The organism is Ensifer sp. ENS08 (genome assembly GCF_014852195.1).
Lineage (GTDB): Bacteria > Pseudomonadota > Alphaproteobacteria > Rhizobiales > Rhizobiaceae > Ensifer > Ensifer adhaerens.
This window is the reverse complement of the sequence record NZ_JACVBF010000002.1, coordinates 676293-691995: the sequence shown is the minus strand read 5'-3', so window position 1 is coordinate 691995 and position 15703 is coordinate 676293. Positions and strand designations below refer to the sequence as shown.

At 64.8% G+C, this 15703-nt stretch carries 12 protein-coding genes; 7 read left to right on the top strand and 5 right to left on the bottom strand.

The window, feature by feature from the left end; all coding sequences use genetic code 11:
• The first annotated feature begins 40 nt into the window (after nucleotides 1-40).
• The gene (locus IB272_RS09015; RefSeq protein ID WP_060600905.1) at nucleotides 41-676 is read left to right on the top strand and encodes a TerC family protein; all 636 of its coding nucleotides are present in this window, start codon (nucleotides 41-43) and stop codon (nucleotides 674-676) included.
• An 86-nt stretch (nucleotides 677-762) separates the two neighbouring features.
• Here IB272_RS09015 and IB272_RS09010 read toward each other — a convergent pair whose 3' ends face one another.
• Entirely contained in the window at nucleotides 763-1116 is a 354-nt protein-coding gene (locus IB272_RS09010; protein ID WP_034795307.1) for a DMT family protein, read from the bottom strand.
• 483 nt (nucleotides 1117-1599) lie between these two features.
• Here IB272_RS09010 and IB272_RS09005 point away from each other — a divergent pair, with 483 nt between their 5' ends.
• Nucleotides 1600-2043 carry a TIGR02594 family protein gene (locus IB272_RS09005; RefSeq protein ID WP_034795245.1) on the top strand — a complete coding sequence of 148 codons (444 nt, stop codon included), beginning with the start codon at nucleotides 1600-1602 and terminating at the stop codon, nucleotides 2041-2043.
• 67 nt (nucleotides 2044-2110) lie between these two features.
• On the opposite strand, the gene IB272_RS09000 is transcribed toward IB272_RS09005, so the two are convergent.
• Nucleotides 2111-2626, bottom strand: a complete 516-nt coding sequence (locus IB272_RS09000; RefSeq protein WP_113294158.1) for a GNAT family N-acetyltransferase — start codon at nucleotides 2624-2626, stop codon at nucleotides 2111-2113.
• A gap of 73 nt (nucleotides 2627-2699) precedes the next feature.
• Complete coding sequence (locus IB272_RS08995) at nucleotides 2700-3197, bottom strand: GNAT family N-acetyltransferase (protein ID WP_113294157.1); 498 nt, start codon at nucleotides 3195-3197, stop codon at nucleotides 2700-2702.
• Nucleotides 3198-3453: 256 nt separating this feature from the next.
• Here IB272_RS08995 and IB272_RS08990 point away from each other — a divergent pair, with 256 nt between their 5' ends.
• Both IB272_RS08990 and IB272_RS08985 read left to right on the top strand, forming a co-directional pair.
• On the top strand, nucleotides 3454-5208 hold the full coding sequence (locus IB272_RS08990) for an adenylate/guanylate cyclase domain-containing protein (RefSeq protein ID WP_192444325.1): 1755 nt from the start codon (nucleotides 3454-3456) through the stop codon (nucleotides 5206-5208).
• Between the two features lie 6 nt (nucleotides 5209-5214).
• Nucleotides 5215-7386, top strand: coding sequence for an adenylate/guanylate cyclase domain-containing protein (locus tag IB272_RS08985; protein ID WP_060600916.1), 2172 nt, complete (start codon nucleotides 5215-5217; stop codon nucleotides 7384-7386).
• A 168-nt stretch (nucleotides 7387-7554) separates the two neighbouring features.
• Here the strand turns inward: IB272_RS08985 and IB272_RS08980 are convergent, their stop codons facing one another.
• Nucleotides 7555-8475, bottom strand: coding sequence for a FecR domain-containing protein (locus tag IB272_RS08980; protein WP_246713209.1), 921 nt, complete (start codon nucleotides 8473-8475; stop codon nucleotides 7555-7557).
• Nucleotides 8476-8780: 305 nt separating this feature from the next.
• On the opposite strand from IB272_RS08980, the gene uvrB reads away from it, so the two are divergent.
• Together uvrB and tyrS are read left to right on the top strand one after the other, a co-directional pair.
• Nucleotides 8781-11762: an excinuclease ABC subunit UvrB gene (gene uvrB, locus IB272_RS08975; protein WP_192444324.1), complete on the top strand. Its 2982-nt coding sequence runs from the start codon at nucleotides 8781-8783 to the stop codon at nucleotides 11760-11762.
• Nucleotides 11763-12357: 595 nt separating this feature from the next.
• Nucleotides 12358-13620 carry a tyrosine--tRNA ligase gene (gene tyrS, locus IB272_RS08970; protein WP_192444323.1) on the top strand — a complete coding sequence of 421 codons (1263 nt, stop codon included), beginning with the start codon at nucleotides 12358-12360 and terminating at the stop codon, nucleotides 13618-13620.
• 587 nt (nucleotides 13621-14207) lie between these two features.
• On the opposite strand, the gene IB272_RS08965 is transcribed toward tyrS, so the two are convergent.
• Nucleotides 14208-14558: a helix-turn-helix domain-containing protein gene (locus tag IB272_RS08965; RefSeq protein ID WP_226020687.1), complete on the bottom strand. Its 351-nt coding sequence runs from the start codon at nucleotides 14556-14558 to the stop codon at nucleotides 14208-14210.
• A gap of 166 nt (nucleotides 14559-14724) precedes the next feature.
• Here IB272_RS08965 and IB272_RS08960 point away from each other — a divergent pair, with 166 nt between their 5' ends.
• The gene (locus IB272_RS08960; protein ID WP_192444322.1) at nucleotides 14725-15606 is read left to right on the top strand and encodes an NAD(P)-binding domain-containing protein; all 882 of its coding nucleotides are present in this window, start codon (nucleotides 14725-14727) and stop codon (nucleotides 15604-15606) included.
• The last annotated feature ends 97 nt before the right edge of the window (nucleotides 15607-15703 follow it).

Here is a 15703-nt window from a genome sequence, read left to right as displayed (position 1 = left end):
ATCTATATCTCGCATATGCAGGTCGGGGGACTGTTGCATCATGGAAATCTTTACCGCTGCCGGCCTGGCGGCGCTTCTTCAAGTCATCGTCATTGACCTCGTTCTCGCCGGCGACAACGCCGTCGTGATCGGTCTTGCCGCCGCTGGCCTGCCGACGGACCAACGCAAGAAGGTCATTCTCGTCGGCATCATCGCCGCCACGGTGCTGCGCATCGCGCTTGCCAGCGTCACGGTGCAACTGCTCGAAATCATCGGCCTGCTGCTCGCCGGCGGCATCCTGCTGCTTTGGGTCTGCTGGAAGATGTGGCGCGAAATTCGCGAACAGCAGGCAGCAAACGCTGCGGGCGACAGCGGACAAGGCTCCGAGGCGCCCAGGAAAACCTTCATGCAGGCGGCCATCCAGATTGTCGTCGCCGACGTCTCGATGTCGCTCGACAACGTGCTCGCTGTTGCCGGCGCTGCCCGCGAACATCCGACGATCCTGGTAATCGGCCTTGCGCTTTCGATCGCCATGATGGGCATCGCCGCCGGCTTTATCGCCCGGCTGCTCAACCGCTATCACTGGATCGCCTATATCGGTCTCGTGATCATCCTCTATGTCGCGCTCGACATGATCTATCGCGGCGCAGTCGAAGTCTGGCCGCATCTGGCCCCGGCCGTGGCGGCGGTGATGTAGTTACCGCAACGCCGACGACAAACCGCTTTTCGCTGAAAAGGCAGGGTTTACGCCCTGCCTTTTTCTTTGTGTCCGTTGGGGGTGCGTCAGCCCTTGAAGATGAAGGAAGCACCGGCCGCGATCAGCGCGAAGCCGACCAGATGGTTCCAGCCGATCGACTCCTTCAGCCAGAAGACGGAGAAGGCTGCAAAGACGATCAGCGTGATCACCTCCTGCATCGTCTTCAACTGGGCCGCCGAATAGACCTGGTGGCCGATGCGGTTTGCCGGCACCGCCAGGCAATATTCGAAGAAGGCAATGCCCCAGCTGGCGACGATCGCCATGTAAAGCGGCGACGACGTGTACTTCAGGTGCCCGTACCAGGCAAAGGTCATGAAGACGTTGGAGATCAGGAGCAGAAGAACGGGCCAGAGATAGGCCGGAGAAAGGGTGAACGACATGAAGAACCTCGGCGTGCGAATCACGCTGTGACGATGCGCCGCCGCCCCGTAGGCGCGCAAGTGCCGCCGCTTCTCCGGCGTAAAGACCTGCCTTGGAAGGCACCGACCCACTATTTTTTTGATGTCTGATGCGGCGAATCGCCGTTTCGCATCAGCTATTTCGGCGATTAGCAATCCCTGCCCTAATATTTTACGGGTTTTGCCACAATTTTGCACCGGCGCATGGTGAATGAAGCTTTGCTGCCCGACGGGGCAGACAGGGGAATACCACACTTCGAAACGGCAGTTGCCGTGAAGCTGGCTCCGCGTTTTGCCGCGGTTCGCCGACGTGCCCGATGCGGCGTTTTTCAACGCCTGCACGCGCGCGTCCGCTGATATCTCCCCGCCCAACATTGGAAACCGTTGAGCAACCGGGTGCCATGCCGGCGATTGCCAGGCCGCCCCGACCGTTCGCACCAAGCAACTTGTCAAGGAGACCTGACCATGAAGGTCCTGGCGTTTCTTGCGGCTGCCTATGTCGCGCTACTGACACCTGATTTCGCCAATGCGGGCATGCTTGCCCAGGCGCAGCAATACAAGGGCCTGCACGAGGTCAAGAACAACAAGACCCTTCGTGCAGCGCTCGGCATCAACCCGGCCCGCACCCCCTGGTGCGGCCATTTCATGGGCATGGTCGCCCGCAAGGCCGGGCGCAGTCCGCCGCAGAGTTTCGGCATCGCCCGTTCCTGGCTGCGTTTTGGCGCGCCCGTGAAGCTCTCCTATGCCCGTCCCGGCGACGTCGTCGTCGTGCGCACCGGCCGCGGCTATCACGTCGGCATCCTGTCCATGCTGTCGAAATCGACGGCCCAGCTGATCGGCGGCAACCAGTCCGGCGGCGTCAGGGTCTCGCAGTTCGCACGCGGCCAGGTGGTCGCCATCAGACGGTAGCGCGGCCACAACCGCGCCCGAGCGAGCTTCTTTCAGCGCCGGCTTTCCGGAATGCTGGCTTGCGCCCTCAGACGAACTTCAGCCGCATGGCACAGCGCCGCTCTGCCGGCAGCCCGTGCGCCGCCTCGTTGGCAAGGATTTCGGCAAGACGCGGATCGAGTTCGCCCGCATCGAGCGTCACAAAGCCGAGCTTGCGATAGAAGTGCTCGTTCCAGGCAAGATCGCGGAACGTCGTCAGCGTGACGGCGGCGCGTGACGTCACGCGCGCATGCGCGATTGCCGCCAGCATCAGCGTGCGCCCAAGCCCCTGCCCCTGACGTTCCGCCTCGACGGCAAGCTGCCAGATGTGCATGGCATCGTCGGCAACCGTAGCGCAAAGAAAACCGATCGGCCGATCGGAGGCGTCGACCATTACCACCGATAGTCCGGTGCGCAGGAATTCGCGATGAGCTTCTGCCGATTGCACGTCGTCGTCGGCAATCCAGGCAAGCTCGGGGACGGTGCGGAACACCTCGCCGGAGGAGCGCTCGATGGCGGGCAGAAGAGAAAGGTCGCTTTCGCGTGTGGGTCGAATCAGCGGCATGGTGGCGCCATCCTACCGCTGCACAGCGCCGCGTCGACCCCGCTGCGTGTTCCCTGGCTGACCGCCACGCCGCTTAAAGCGGCAACGCCATCAACATCTCGTCGAAATAGGCATCGTCGACCCGCAGCGCGCGCTGTTCCAGGCCGTATTCGACAAATCCCGCCTTCCGGTAGAGGCTGAGGGCAGCGGCGTTCGACGAGACGACTGTCAGCAACAGCCGCTCCACCTTGCCCCGCGCTTCGGCGATAATCCCGTCGACGAGCAAACGCGATAGCCCGGTTCCTCGTGCCTCCGGCAAGACGTACATGCCCCAGAGGGTCCCCTTGTGCTTTGCCTTTGTCGCCGTCTGGATCGCGAGGCCAGCAACACCCATGAGCTTTTCATCGCTATCGAAGGCGCCGAGGACGAAGCCGCTATCAAGCCGTTCCGCTGTGACCTCGATCGGCCGGCTGGCCTCATCCTCGTAAGATGAACCGAAGGCTTCAGGATGCTTCAGCAGGCCGTCTAGCCGAACTGCCCGATAGGCCTCGGCATCACTGGAGGTGAGCCGGCGAATGGAAAAAGGCGCCATCACTGTTGATCCCGAGCGCGATAGAGGTTGCCGGCCTGAACCAAGCGCGGCGGCATGAAGGCCGCGAACCTTGCACAATCGGCCGCTCCGCGGAAGCACCGGCGAGTACAATCTCGCGTAGAAGCCGCGTGGAGCATTTTTACGCATTGAGCAGCGTCTTCAGGCCCGATCAGGGCGATTTACGCTTCTCGGACTTTCTAATTTAAGTTACGCTTAATTTCCTTCTGACCAGATGCCGCAGGAGGGGCCCGCCGCCTTGGAACGGAAGCTCGCCGTGATCCTTGCTGCCGATGTCGCTAGTTACAGTCGCCTTGTCGCGACCGACGAGGAAGGCACGCTTGCGACCCTGGCCACCTACTGCGAGACGATTTCCGGCCTTGCTGCGGAGCACGGGGGCCGCGTCTTCGGCGCGGCCGGCGACAGCTTGGTCGCGGAATTCCAGAGCGCCGTGCAGGCCGTGCGGGCGGCGGTCGCCATCCAGCGAACCCTTCAGCGCCGCAATGCCGACCTACCGCCAGAAAGGCGCATGGAGTTCCGCATCGGCCTCAATCTCGGCGACGTGGTTGTCGACGGCGGCAATCTGCTCGGCGACGGGGTCAATGTCGCCGCCCGGCTCCAGCAGGTGGCGCAGCCGAACGACATCTGCATTTCCGGCGCGCTCCACGACCAGATCGAAGGCAAGCTCGAGTTTCCGATGCAGCGCCTCGGCGAGCGCGCGCTGAAGAACATACCGCGTCCGGTCCTGGTCCACCGCGTCGAGTGGCGCGAGAACCCGGCGGGCGGCGACTTGCCCGGCATGCCGCTTTCCCTGCCCGACAAGCCATCGATTGCGGTGCTGCCCTTCGTCAACATGTCCGGCGATCCCGAGCAGGATTTCTTCGCCGACGGACTGACTGAGGACATCATCACCGCACTGTCGCTTTACCGATGGTTCTTCGTCATCGCGCGCAACTCCTCCTTCGCCTACAAAGGCCGCGCCGTCGACGTCAAACAGATCGGCCGGGATCTCGGCGTGCGCTACATCGTCGAAGGCAGCGTGCGCCGGTCCGGCTCCCGCGTGCGCGTTACCGGCCAGCTGATCGAGGCCGAGACCGGCAACCACCTCTGGGCACAGCGCTACGAGCGTGAATTCGCCGACCTCTTCGCCATTCAGGACGAAATCACCCAGCATGTGGTCGCGGCAATCGAGCCGGAGATCCTGATCGGCGAAAACCGGCGCGCGCAATTGCGGGGCACCGACAATCTCGGCGCCTATGAATGCCACATGCGCGGCACCCTGCTGCACAACGCGCAGGATTCCGCCGCGCATTTCGACGAGGCGATCGAATGGCAGCGCCGCGCCATCGCCCTCGATCCGGAATTCGGCCGCGCGCACATGATGCTCGCCCGCTCGCTCTTTGCCCGCTGCTTCTTCGGCTTCAGCAAGGACATCGACCGCGACAGCGCCGAGCTGCAGGCGGAGGCCGCGCGCGCGGTGGTGATCGACGATCACGACCCCTATTGTCACTATGTCATGTGTCTCGCCAACTTCGCGGCCCAGCGGCCGCACGCCGCGGTCGAGGAAGCGCAACAGGCGATCGACATCAACTCCAACTTCGCGCTCGCCCACATGGCGCTCGGCTGGGCGCGCATCTATATCGGCCGCTTCGCCGAGTCGCTGGACCCGCTGCACAAGGCGCTGCGGCTGAGCCCGCACGATCCGCTCACCTATCTCTTCCTCAACCGCATGGCGCTCGCCCACTACCATCTCGGCAACTACGACGAAGCCCTGCGCTGCGCCGAACGGGCGCTGCTTTTGCGCCGCACCTATTTCAACCTGGTGATGCTGATCACCTGTCTCGGCCAGCTCGACCGCATCGATGAGGCGCGCAAGCTTCTTCCGGAAGCGATCGCCAACGCACCGAACGACGTGCCGCGCTACTGGCGCTTCTTTACCGCCTATGTCGATCCTGCCGACCACGCGCATTTCAATGACGGGCTCGTCAAGGCGGGCCTGCCCATGGTTCCGTAGGCCGCCATGACACGATCGCAACTGTTCGGGGTTCTGATCGGCATGACGGTGGTGGCGTTCTTCACCATTCTGCGCGCCCAGGATCCGCAGTTGCTGCGCCAGGCGCGCGACGTCACCTTCGACGAATACCAGCGCATTGCGCCGCGCCGCTTCGAGCCCATGCCGGTCAAGATTATCGACATCGACGAGGCGTCGCTGCGCGAGCTCGGCCAATGGCCCTGGCCGCGCGATCGGCTGGCGAAGCTGACCGACCGCTTGAGCGAGATGGGTGCGGCCGCGATCGCCTTCGACGTGCTCTTTGCCGAGCCGGACAGATTGTCGCCGCGCACCGTGGTGCGCGATGTCGGCGGTGTCGATCCGTCCTTCCTTGCCGCCCTGCCGGACAATGACGAGATCTTCGCCGAGGCGATCCGCGACAAGCCCGTGGTTCTCGGCTTCGGCCTGACCAACGAGGGCAGCTACCTGCCGCCGGTCAAGGCCGGCTTTGCCCTGACCGGCGAAAGCGCCAACGAAGCGCCGCCACGCCTGCGGGCCGCGACGCCGCTCAGGCCGCAGCTCGAGGCCAATGCCGCCGGCCTCGGCCACATCAGCCTCAATCCCGGCTCGTCCTCGGCGGTGGTGCGCACCGCCCCGCTATTCCTGAGCGACGGCCAGCAGTTCTATCCGAGCCTGGCCATGGAGGCCCTGCGGGTGGCCCAGGGTGCTTCGACCTATGTGCTGGCAGCCGCACCCGACGTCGCCAACACGCTGACCGCCGTCAAGATCGGCGACTTCGTCGTACCGCTGATGTCGACCGGCGAGGTCTGGCTCTATGTCACGCCGGACACGACGGAACGCTATATCTCGGCGCGCCGCATTCTCGCCGACGGCGAGCCTTCGCCGGATATCCGCGCCGGCATCGAAGGCAGCATCGTCTTTATCGGCACTTCGGCGGCCGGACTGCAGGATGTGCGCACCACCGCGCTCGGCCAGAACGTGCCCGGTGTTTCGATCCACGCGCAGATCGTCGAGCAGATCCTGTCGGGTCGCTATCTTTCGCGCCCGGATTGGGCGAACGGGCTCGAAATCCTCTCGATCGCGCTCGCCGGAACGTTGCTGGTGCTGCTCACCACCTTCGTCAGCCCCGTGGTCGCACTCGTCTGCGGCATGGCGGTGACGGCGCTGGCGCTCGTCGCCTCCTGGATCGCCTTCTACTATGGCGGACGGCTTTTCGATCCGCTGGCGCCGATCCTCGCCGCCTCGATCACCCATTTCGCGGCCACCGCCTACCGCTTCCTGGTGACCGATCGCGAACGCCGCGAGGTGCGGCAGGCCTTCGGCCGCTATCTCTCGCCGTCGCTGCTCTACCGCATCGAGCATACGCGCAATGCCCTCAGCCTCGGCGGCGACGATCGCGAACTCACCGTGATGTTCGTCGACGTGCGCAGCTTCACCGAAATGAGCGAGCGCATGACGCCGACCGAGGTCGTCGCCTTTCTCAACACGCTGCTCGATGCGCTGAGCCGGCATGTGCTGGCCAACGAGGGCACGCTCGACAAGTTCATCGGCGATTCGATCATGGCCTTCTGGAATGCGCCGGTCGACGTCGCCAACCATCCGCAAAAGGCAGTGCGTGCAGCGCTTGGCATGCGCGAGACGCTGGCGCGGCTGAATGCCGACAATGCCTTCGGCTTCGGCGCCGATCAGGAAGTGCGCATCGGCATCGGCATCCACACCGGGCTTGCCTGCGTCGGCAACATGGGCGCCGAGACGCGGTTCAACTATTCCGCCGTCGGCGACACCGTGAACATCGCCGCGCGCATCGAAGCGGCCTGCAAGGACGTCAACATCGACATTCTGGTGTCCGAGGCGACCGCCCAGGCTCTGCCGGACCATGCCATGCTCGACGCCGGCTCCCTCGGGCTCAAGGGCAAGACGACGCGAACGCGGGTCTATGCCGTCGCCGGCGACGAAAACCTCGCTGCCTCGCCCGCCTTCGCGGATCTGCGCGGCCTGCACGATCGGCTGGTCGCCGCACTCGGCGCTCGGACGCAGACCAGCCGCAGCATCATCAACGCCGCCAAGCTGAAGGCAGCGGCGCTGACGCCGGCACTCGCCGGTTTCTACGCCCGGATCGGCCGCCGCGCCGACCATTTCGCCCAGACGACCGACGAGAATACCAAGCGTCCTGCCGAATGAGCTTGCCAACGGCAGCCGAAAGCCACCTCACGGAGCACATGCGGAAACGACCGCAGCCTTCTGATTCAGAGCAGTTTTCAAGAAACACGGCTCACCAGAGGAAGGCGGCGAGGCGCACCGGCTCGGCTTTGAGATCAGGCGCGCGCCAGCAAAGCCTTCGCCGCCCCTTCAATCGTGGCTTGGGGCCTGATCCTGCGTCCCCTGATCCTGGCTCGGTTGATCGCCGCCACCGCCATCTTGCGGTCCTGGGTCGCCGGGGTTGTTCGGCTGCGGCCCGGGATCACCCGGGTTTTGCGGCTGCGGGCCGGGATCGCCCGGGTTCTGGGGCTGCGGTCCGGGATCGCCGGGGTTCTCCGGCTGCGGGCCCGGATCCCGGGGCTTTTCTTCCGGCGGCGGCTTCTCTTCACGCGGCTTTTCTTCAACGCGAGCCGGTTGCTCTGGGATGGTACGGGTGGTGCCCTCGAACTGCGCCGCGCGCAGCCCGCAACCGCCGCCCACCCAGCCGATCGCTCCGGACAGGCGTTGACCTCCGGAGAGGAACGGCAGCGCCTGGGCATTGCCCAGGGATTTCAACGTCGTGCGGCTGACCCGTTTCGGTTCGGTGGCCCTCCGGCCAGGCTTGGCGACAACGCAATCGCAGCGCTGCGTCAGCTGCCGGCAGCCGCCTGGACCGCAGAAATCCGCCGCGCCGCTGAGCAGCACCACCGCGGTGGTGCCATCCGGGCCGACAAAGAAGTCGAAGGCGGTGCCGCGCACCCCGATGGTGCCGGCCGGCGTGACGATTTCATAGGCGGAATGGCCGGATTTGCCGCTGATCCAGCGGAACGTGCCCTTGGCGGCCATGATGGTCAGCTTCTTCACCGACTTCTTGTCGTCATAGACGAACTTGTCGATGACGACGGAAGACCCCCAGCCGACGGCAAGCTTGGTGCCGTCCTCGAAGACGAACTGCCCGAGCCCGGACTTCGATGTCGATATCCGTTCGTTCTTGTAGACAGGGTCTCTGACCGCAATCGCACCCCGCGCACCGTTGACCGCTGTCCGGATCTCCACTGCCTTGCCGACCGGTTCGGCGGCAAACAGGGACATCGGACCAAGGACCACGGCACAAAGCCCAAGTGCGGCACCACGCAAGCAGAACATGGCACCCTCCAAAGAACTATTGTTATCACGCGGCAGGCTTGGCTGTCTTCTCGCCCAATCGGGGTAACGCTGCGTCAGGCGCGCAACCGTAAGGGTTACAATGCGACAGGAATCCGACCCGCCTCGGTTGAAGCCCGCGATTCAAGGCGCAAACGGCGCCGGAATCGACTTCGGCAACCGGGGCGAAATGTTGCCCTTTTGTACTCCCTCGCCTCTTCACTTTCGGCCGGACTCTCTCCATATTCCCCGCCATGACCAAAGCTCCGAAGAATGCCCCGCCGAAGCCCTCCACCCCGTCCGGTTTCGAAGAAGCGCCGCAGGCGCCTTTGTCAGGCACGCCGCTTTCCGGCAATGTTTCCGACTGGGTGAAGCAGCTTGAGGCGGACGCGGAAGCCTCGGCCTTCGAAACCCAACGCCAGATCGCCTCCAAGGCCGGCAAGCACCGCAAGACGGTGGAGATCGCCGCCTCCAAGGCGGCGCGCAAGGCAGCAGGCGCCGATGACGAGGCGGTGCCGAAGAAGGCGGGCAAGAAAGGCAAGGTCGAGATCGTTGGCAGCAAGTCGGCGCGCGGCACCTCCATGGGCGGTTCGACCGACCCGAAGACCCGCGCCGCCGCCGGCCTCAATCCGGTGGCCGGCCTCGACGTCTCGCTGGAAGACGCCGCCAAACTGACCTCCACCTCGGGCGTCACCGCCACCGTCGAGGCGCTTTCGGCGCTGATCGAAAGCGGCAACCCGCTGTTCAAGGACGGCAAGCTCTGGACGCCACATCGCCCTGCCCGGCCGCCGAAATCCGAGGGCGGCGTCGAAATCCGCATGGCGTCGGACTACCAGCCGGCCGGCGACCAGCCAACGGCGATCGCCGATCTGGTCGAGGGCCTGAACTCCGGCGAGCGCAGCCAGGTGCTGCTCGGCGTCACCGGCTCGGGCAAGACCTTCACCATGGCCAAGGTGATCGAGGCGACGCAGCGCCCCGCCGTCATCCTCGCGCCGAACAAGACGCTCGCCGCCCAGCTCTATTCCGAGTTCAAGAACTTCTTCCCGGATAACGCGGTCGAGTACTTCGTCTCCTACTACGACTATTACCAGCCGGAAGCCTACGTGCCGCGCTCGGATACCTTCATCGAGAAGGAATCCTCGATCAACGAGCAGATCGACCGCATGCGCCACTCGGCCACCCGCTCGCTGCTCGAGCGCGACGACTGCATCATCGTCGCCTCGGTCTCCTGCATCTACGGTATCGGCTCGGTCGAGACCTATACCGCCATGACATTCCAGATGAGCGTCGGCGACCGGCTCGACCAGCGGCAATTGCTCGCCGACCTGGTGGCGCAGCAGTACAAGCGCCGCGACATGGACTTCCAGCGCGGCTCTTTTCGCGTGCGCGGGGATACCATCGAGATCTTCCCGGCCCACCTGGAGGATGCCGCCTGGCGCATCTCCATGTTCGGCGACGAGATCGACGCGATCACCGAGTTCGATCCGCTGACCGGCCAGAAGACCGGCGACCTGAAATCGGTAAAAATCTACGCCAACTCGCACTATGTCACCCCGCGCCCGACGCTGAACGGCGCCATCAAGGCGATCAAGGAAGAGCTGGTGCATCGCCTCGCCGAGCTGGAAAAGGGCGGACGCTTGCTCGAAGCGCAGCGGCTGGAGCAGCGCACCCGCTACGACATCGAGATGCTGGAGGCGACCGGCTCCTGTGCCGGCATCGAGAACTATTCGCGCTACTTGACCGGCCGCAATCCCGGCGAGCCGCCGCCGACGCTGTTCGAATATATCCCCGACAACGCGCTGCTGTTCATCGACGAGAGCCACGTCTCCGTCAGCCAGATCGGCGGCATGTATCGCGGCGACTTCCGCCGCAAGGCGACGCTGGCCGAATACGGCTTCCGCCTGCCCTCCTGCATGGACAACCGCCCCTTGCGCTTCGAGGAATGGGACGCAATGCGCCCCGACACGATCGCCGTTTCGGCGACGCCCGGCAGCTGGGAGTTGGAGCAATCCGGCGGCGTCTTTGCCGAACAGGTCATCCGCCCGACCGGCCTGATCGACCCGCCGGTCGAAGTGCGCTCGGCGAAAACCCAGGTCGACGACGTGCTTGGCGAAATCCGCGAGACGGCCGCCGCCGGCTACCGCACGCTCGTCACCGTGCTCACCAAGCGCATGGCCGAAGACCTCACCGAATACCTGCACGAACAGGGCATTCGCGTGCGCTACATGCACTCCGACATCGACACGCTGGAGCGCATCGAGATCATCCGAGACCTGCGCCTCGGCGCTTTCGACGTGCTCGTCGGCATCAACCTGCTGCGTGAAGGCCTCGACATCCCCGAATGCGGCTTCGTCGCCATTCTCGATGCCGACAAGGAAGGTTTCCTGCGCTCCGAGACCTCGTTGGTCCAGACCATCGGCCGTGCCGCCCGTAACGTCGACGGCAAGGTCATCCTCTACGCCGACCAGATCACCGGTTCGATGCAGCGCGCCATGGACGAAACCAGCCGCCGCCGCGAAAAGCAGATGGCCTATAACGAGGCCAACGGCATCACCCCGGAATCGGTGAAGGCGAAGATCTCCGACATCCTCGATAGCGTCTACGAGAAGGACCACGTCCGCGCCGACATTTCCGGCGTCGCCGGCAAGGGTTTCGCCGACGGCGGCCACCTCGTCGGCAACAACCTGCAGGCGCACCTCAACGCGCTGGAAAAACAGATGCGCGACGCCGCCGCCGACCTCGACTTCGAAAAGGCCGCGCGCCTGCGCGACGAGATCAAACGCCTCAAGGCCGCCGAGCTGGCCGCGATGGACGACCCGATGGCACGGGAAGAGGCACGGTCGCAGGAGGGTGGCAAGCGGTCCGGCTCCTCGACGTCATCTTCGGGCTCGACCCGAGGATCCAAATCCACCGACGACAAATCCCTATTTCAGAAGCCGTCCCTCGACGACATGGGCCCAGGCACGGACACGGAGACCCCACTGTTCCGCAAGCCCGACCTCGACGAAATGGGCCGCGACGTCGCGACACCCGCCGGCGCGGACAAATCGCTGTTCCGCCGGAACACCCTCGACGAAATGACCGTCGGCCGCACCGAAAAGCCTGTCATCGGCCACGTCCCGGAAAAACCGATCCTGACGCGGGCGAAACCGGGTGTCGGGTCGTATGAGGACCCGGCAGACCAAAAGCGGCAGAAGGGTCGGACGAAGGGGAAGACCGGGCGCCCGGGGCGGTGAGGTAGAACTTCGATGGAGTGGTTTGCATGACGAACGCTGAGAACAATCTCCGCGAACTGATCGATGGGGAAGCGCCGCTGCCGTTGTCGGCATGTTGTTAATCGGGCCAGTCTTCGCCGGCTTTGTGATATCGCGTTTCATCGCAGGTGAACTGCCCGGCCACCACACGCTTACCGTCGCCGAACACCAAATCCTGTTTTATTTGATAATCTCGGCGCTAGGTTATGGCGCCTTCAAGACGATGCAGCTCAGCCTGTTGTTCGTTGTCGCTCACTTCGGCGGCCGGTGGAAGCTTTAGAAAAAGTTGATTGAGATGACGGTCGGCCGGGCACAATACTCTGCGATCGTCAAGACTCTCGGAGAGCGCCCCGGCCAACTCCGACGTACTCACGGTGGCGCAGGGAACCTTGGCCTTGCCGCCTCCCCCAATCCCCGCTACAACCACCGCATGATCAAGACCGCGCTCATCGCTGCCACCTATTATGCGACGTCTCCATAGGGAGCGGCGCGTTTCGATCATGCCTTGAAACAAGCCGCCGTCAGGCGGCTTTGTTTTGTTCAGTGCTCCCTGGCGGCATAGCCATGGAGAGTACCGATGACCCATTCCGACAGCCCCACCGATGCCTTTGAGCCGCGTTCGGCGATCGCCCGGACGCTGGTCGAGCGCGGTTATATCAACCAGGTGACCGATCTTGCGGGCGTCGACGGCGCCTTTGCGGCCGGCGTCGTGCCGGTCTATGCCGGTTTCGATGCGACGGCGGACAGTCTGCATGTCGGCCATCTCATGCCGATCATGGCGCTGCGGCGGATGCAGCAGGCCGGTCACAAGCCGATCGTGCTGATCGGCGGCGGCACCACGCGCATCGGTGATCCGAGTTTTCGCTCGGCGGCGCGGCCGATGCTGTCGGAGGAGGAAATCGCGGCCAATGTCGCCGGCATAAGGAAAGTGTTCGAGCGGCTGCTGACCTTCGGCGACGGCCCGACCGATGCTGTCATGGTCAACAATGCCGACTGGCTCGACCGGATGGCCTGGATCGACATGCTGCGGGATGTCGGCAAACATTTCTCCGTCAACCGCATGCTCTCCTTCGACAGCGTCAAGTCGCGGCTGGAGCACCAGGAGAACCTGAGCTTTCTCGAGTTCAACTACATGATCCTGCAGGCGGTCGATTTCCTCGAGCTGTTTCGCCGCACCGGTTGCCGGCTGCAGCTTGGCGGCGGCGATCAGTGGGGCAATATCGTCGGCGGCGTCGATCTGTTGCGCCGGATCGAGGGCGCGGAGGTCTTCGGCATGACGACGCCGCTTCTGACCACCGCCTCGGGCGTCAAGATGGGCAAGACGGCGGCAGGCGCGGTCTGGGTCAACGAAGACCGCCTGTCGCACTACGACTACTGGCAGTTCTGGCGCAACGCCGAGGATGCCGACGTGGTGCGCTTCCTCAAGCTGTTCACCGAACTGCCGCTCGACGAGATCGAAAGGCTCGGTCGCGCCGAGGGGGCGGAACTGAATGCGGTGAAGGAGCGGCTTGCCAACGAGGCGACGGCACTGGTGCATGGGCGGCAAGCGGCCGATCATGCACAGCAGACGGCGCGGCAGGCTTTCGGGCAAGGCGAAGCCGCCGCGGGCTTGCCGACCGTCGAACTCGACGACGCCGAGCGCACTGCCGGCGTGATGCTGATCGACCTGCTCGTCCGGGCCGGGCTGGCGGCATCGAAGAGCGAAGCGCGGCGGGCGATCTCAGGCCGCGGTGTCCGCATCGACGGCGAGGTCATCGAGGATGGCGACGGACTGCTGACCGTCGACGGGCGCCCGCTGCGGCTCTCGCTCGGCAAGAAGCGCCATGTGGTGGTGAAGTAGCGGTTCTCCGCTACGACCACAGCCTCACCGCCCTCGACCCGGCGCTTGTTTTGGACCCTCCTCGCGCCACATCTGCGGCGCGAGGGGATGCGTCGGCAAACCAAAGCGCCTGTGTGCGCTGGCTCGGCATCTCCTGCCGCGCCGACGCGCGGCAGCTGGATCTCTGTGACACGCACAGAGATGCGGGTGGAGATGATGCAGCCGCAGAAATCGTGGCTTGGGCGTGACGACGGTAACCGGCGGCGCTCTTATGAAATCGGCTCGCAGCGAACCACCTTGGCCGAAGACGTGCCGGGATTACCCGACCGCCCTCATTGCTGTGCCTGTCACAGGAGTCCAGCAGCGCCGCGTCTGCGGCGCGAAGGGCCTACTGCCAAAAAGTTTGCCGGAACGAGCCACCGCAGTTTTCCGCCGTGCGGCCGCATTGGTACGGGATCCCTGTGACGAGCAGAGATGGACGGGGCTGCAGCCGCCAAGATCGCGGCTCCAACGGCCCGGACAACACATCGGGGCTGTGGCGGGCGGCATCATGGCGCCAACGCCGCTCGAAAGTGAGCCCGCCCACGGCCACGCCGACGTCGCGGCGATCAGCCCACCGCAACCGCCCTCGCCTCGACCTGCCCTGCGTCGTCGCCAAACTCCTCGCCCCACTTGCAGAGCGCATCCGCCGCCACGTTCAGCGCGGCACCGCGTTTGGTCAGCGAATAGACCACCTTTGGCGGCGTTTCCGGATAGGTGGTGCGGCTGACGAGGCCATCGGCTTCCAGTTCGCGCAGTTGCTGCGCCAGCATCTTCTCGCTGATGGCGGGCATCGCCTGACGCAGGCGGCCGAAGCGGCGCGCGGCCTTGCCGAGTTCGCAGAGGATATCGACCTTCCACTTGCCCTCGATCGCCCGCAGCGCGGTCATGAAACCGCAGTTTTCCATGGCATCCGTCACGTCATCCTCCCTTACGCCGGGGTAACCACTTACCCGCGCGTGCGTATTGCGACCCGATGGTCCCACCTTACGTCTCAGCCGCGACGACAAATGCGTCGCCTCGAACAAGCGAAGCGGGATGCGCGTAGGGAGCGCCGATCCCGCACCAAGGATATGGAGACTGGATATGCAACCTGCAATCAGCGTTTTGGGAATGGGGCGGATGGGGTCGGCATTGGCGCATGCGCTGCTCAAGGCCGGGCACCCGACGACGGTGTGGAACCGTACGCCGGCAAAGACCGCGCCGCTCGCCGCAGCCGGAGCCGAAGTGGCGGCCAGCGTACGCAACGCCGTCGCAGCCTCCGACATCGTCATCGTCAATGTCAGCGACTACCTGGCGACGCAGAGCCTGCTGCGCGACCCTGACGTCACTGGCACCCTCAAGGGCAAGCTGATCATCGAGCTGACCTCCGGCACGCCCGACGGCGCCCGCGAGGTGCAGGATTGGGCCGGGCGACATGGCATCCGCTACCTCGACGGTGCGATCCTGGCGACGCCCGATTTCATCGGCACCGAAGCGGGCACGCTGCTCATCTCCGGCCCGGCCGCAGCGTTTGAGGAAAGCCGCGCAGTGCTCGGCGCGCTCGGCGGCAATGTGCAGCATATCGGCGCTGATCCGGGCCTTGCCAACGCGCTCGACAGCGCGGTGCTCGCCCTGATGTGGGGCGCGCTGTTCGGCGCGCTGCAATCGATCGCCGTCTGCCGCGCCGAGGCGATCGATCTCGAAACGCTTGGCAAGCAATGGTCGGCGACGGCGCCTGTCATCGATGGCCTCGTCGCCGACCTGATCGAGCGTAGCGCCGCCGGGCGCTATACGGCCGACGACGACACGCTTTCCTCGGTCTCGCCGCACTATGGCGCCTTCCACCATCTGGTCGAGCTGATGGCCGCCCGCGGCATCGACCGGACGATCACCGACGGCTACGAGGCGATCTTCCGCCGTGCCATCGCCGCCGGCCACCTGCACGACGATTTTGCATCGTTGTCGCTGTTCATGGGGCGTCCGTAACGCGTAGGTGACGGGGCGCGCGCCGTCCGCTGTGCCGCCCCGCGCCACAATCTTTCAGATTTGCGCTTTAAGCCTTTGATCCATCGCCGCGTTCTGC

Coding starts and splice junctions, on each gene's coding strand:
- IB272_RS09015 (WP_060600905.1), top strand. CDS start 41: ATGGAAATCTTTACCGCTGCCGGCCTGGCGGCGCTTCTTCAAGTCATC.
- IB272_RS09010 (WP_034795307.1), bottom strand. CDS start 1,116: ATGTCGTTCACCCTTTCTCCGGCCTATCTCTGGCCCGTTCTTCTGCTC.
- IB272_RS09005 (WP_034795245.1), top strand. CDS start 1,600: ATGAAGGTCCTGGCGTTTCTTGCGGCTGCCTATGTCGCGCTACTGACA.
- IB272_RS09000 (WP_113294158.1), bottom strand. CDS start 2,626: ATGCCGCTGATTCGACCCACACGCGAAAGCGACCTTTCTCTTCTGCCC.
- IB272_RS08995 (WP_113294157.1), bottom strand. CDS start 3,197: ATGGCGCCTTTTTCCATTCGCCGGCTCACCTCCAGTGATGCCGAGGCC.
- IB272_RS08985 (WP_060600916.1), top strand. CDS start 5,215: ATGACACGATCGCAACTGTTCGGGGTTCTGATCGGCATGACGGTGGTG.
- IB272_RS08980 (WP_246713209.1), bottom strand. CDS start 8,475: ATGTCCCTGTTTGCCGCCGAACCGGTCGGCAAGGCAGTGGAGATCCGG.
- uvrB (WP_192444324.1), top strand. CDS start 8,781: ATGACCAAAGCTCCGAAGAATGCCCCGCCGAAGCCCTCCACCCCGTCC.
- tyrS (WP_192444323.1), top strand. CDS start 12,358: ATGACCCATTCCGACAGCCCCACCGATGCCTTTGAGCCGCGTTCGGCG.
- IB272_RS08960 (WP_192444322.1), top strand. CDS start 14,725: ATGCAACCTGCAATCAGCGTTTTGGGAATGGGGCGGATGGGGTCGGCA.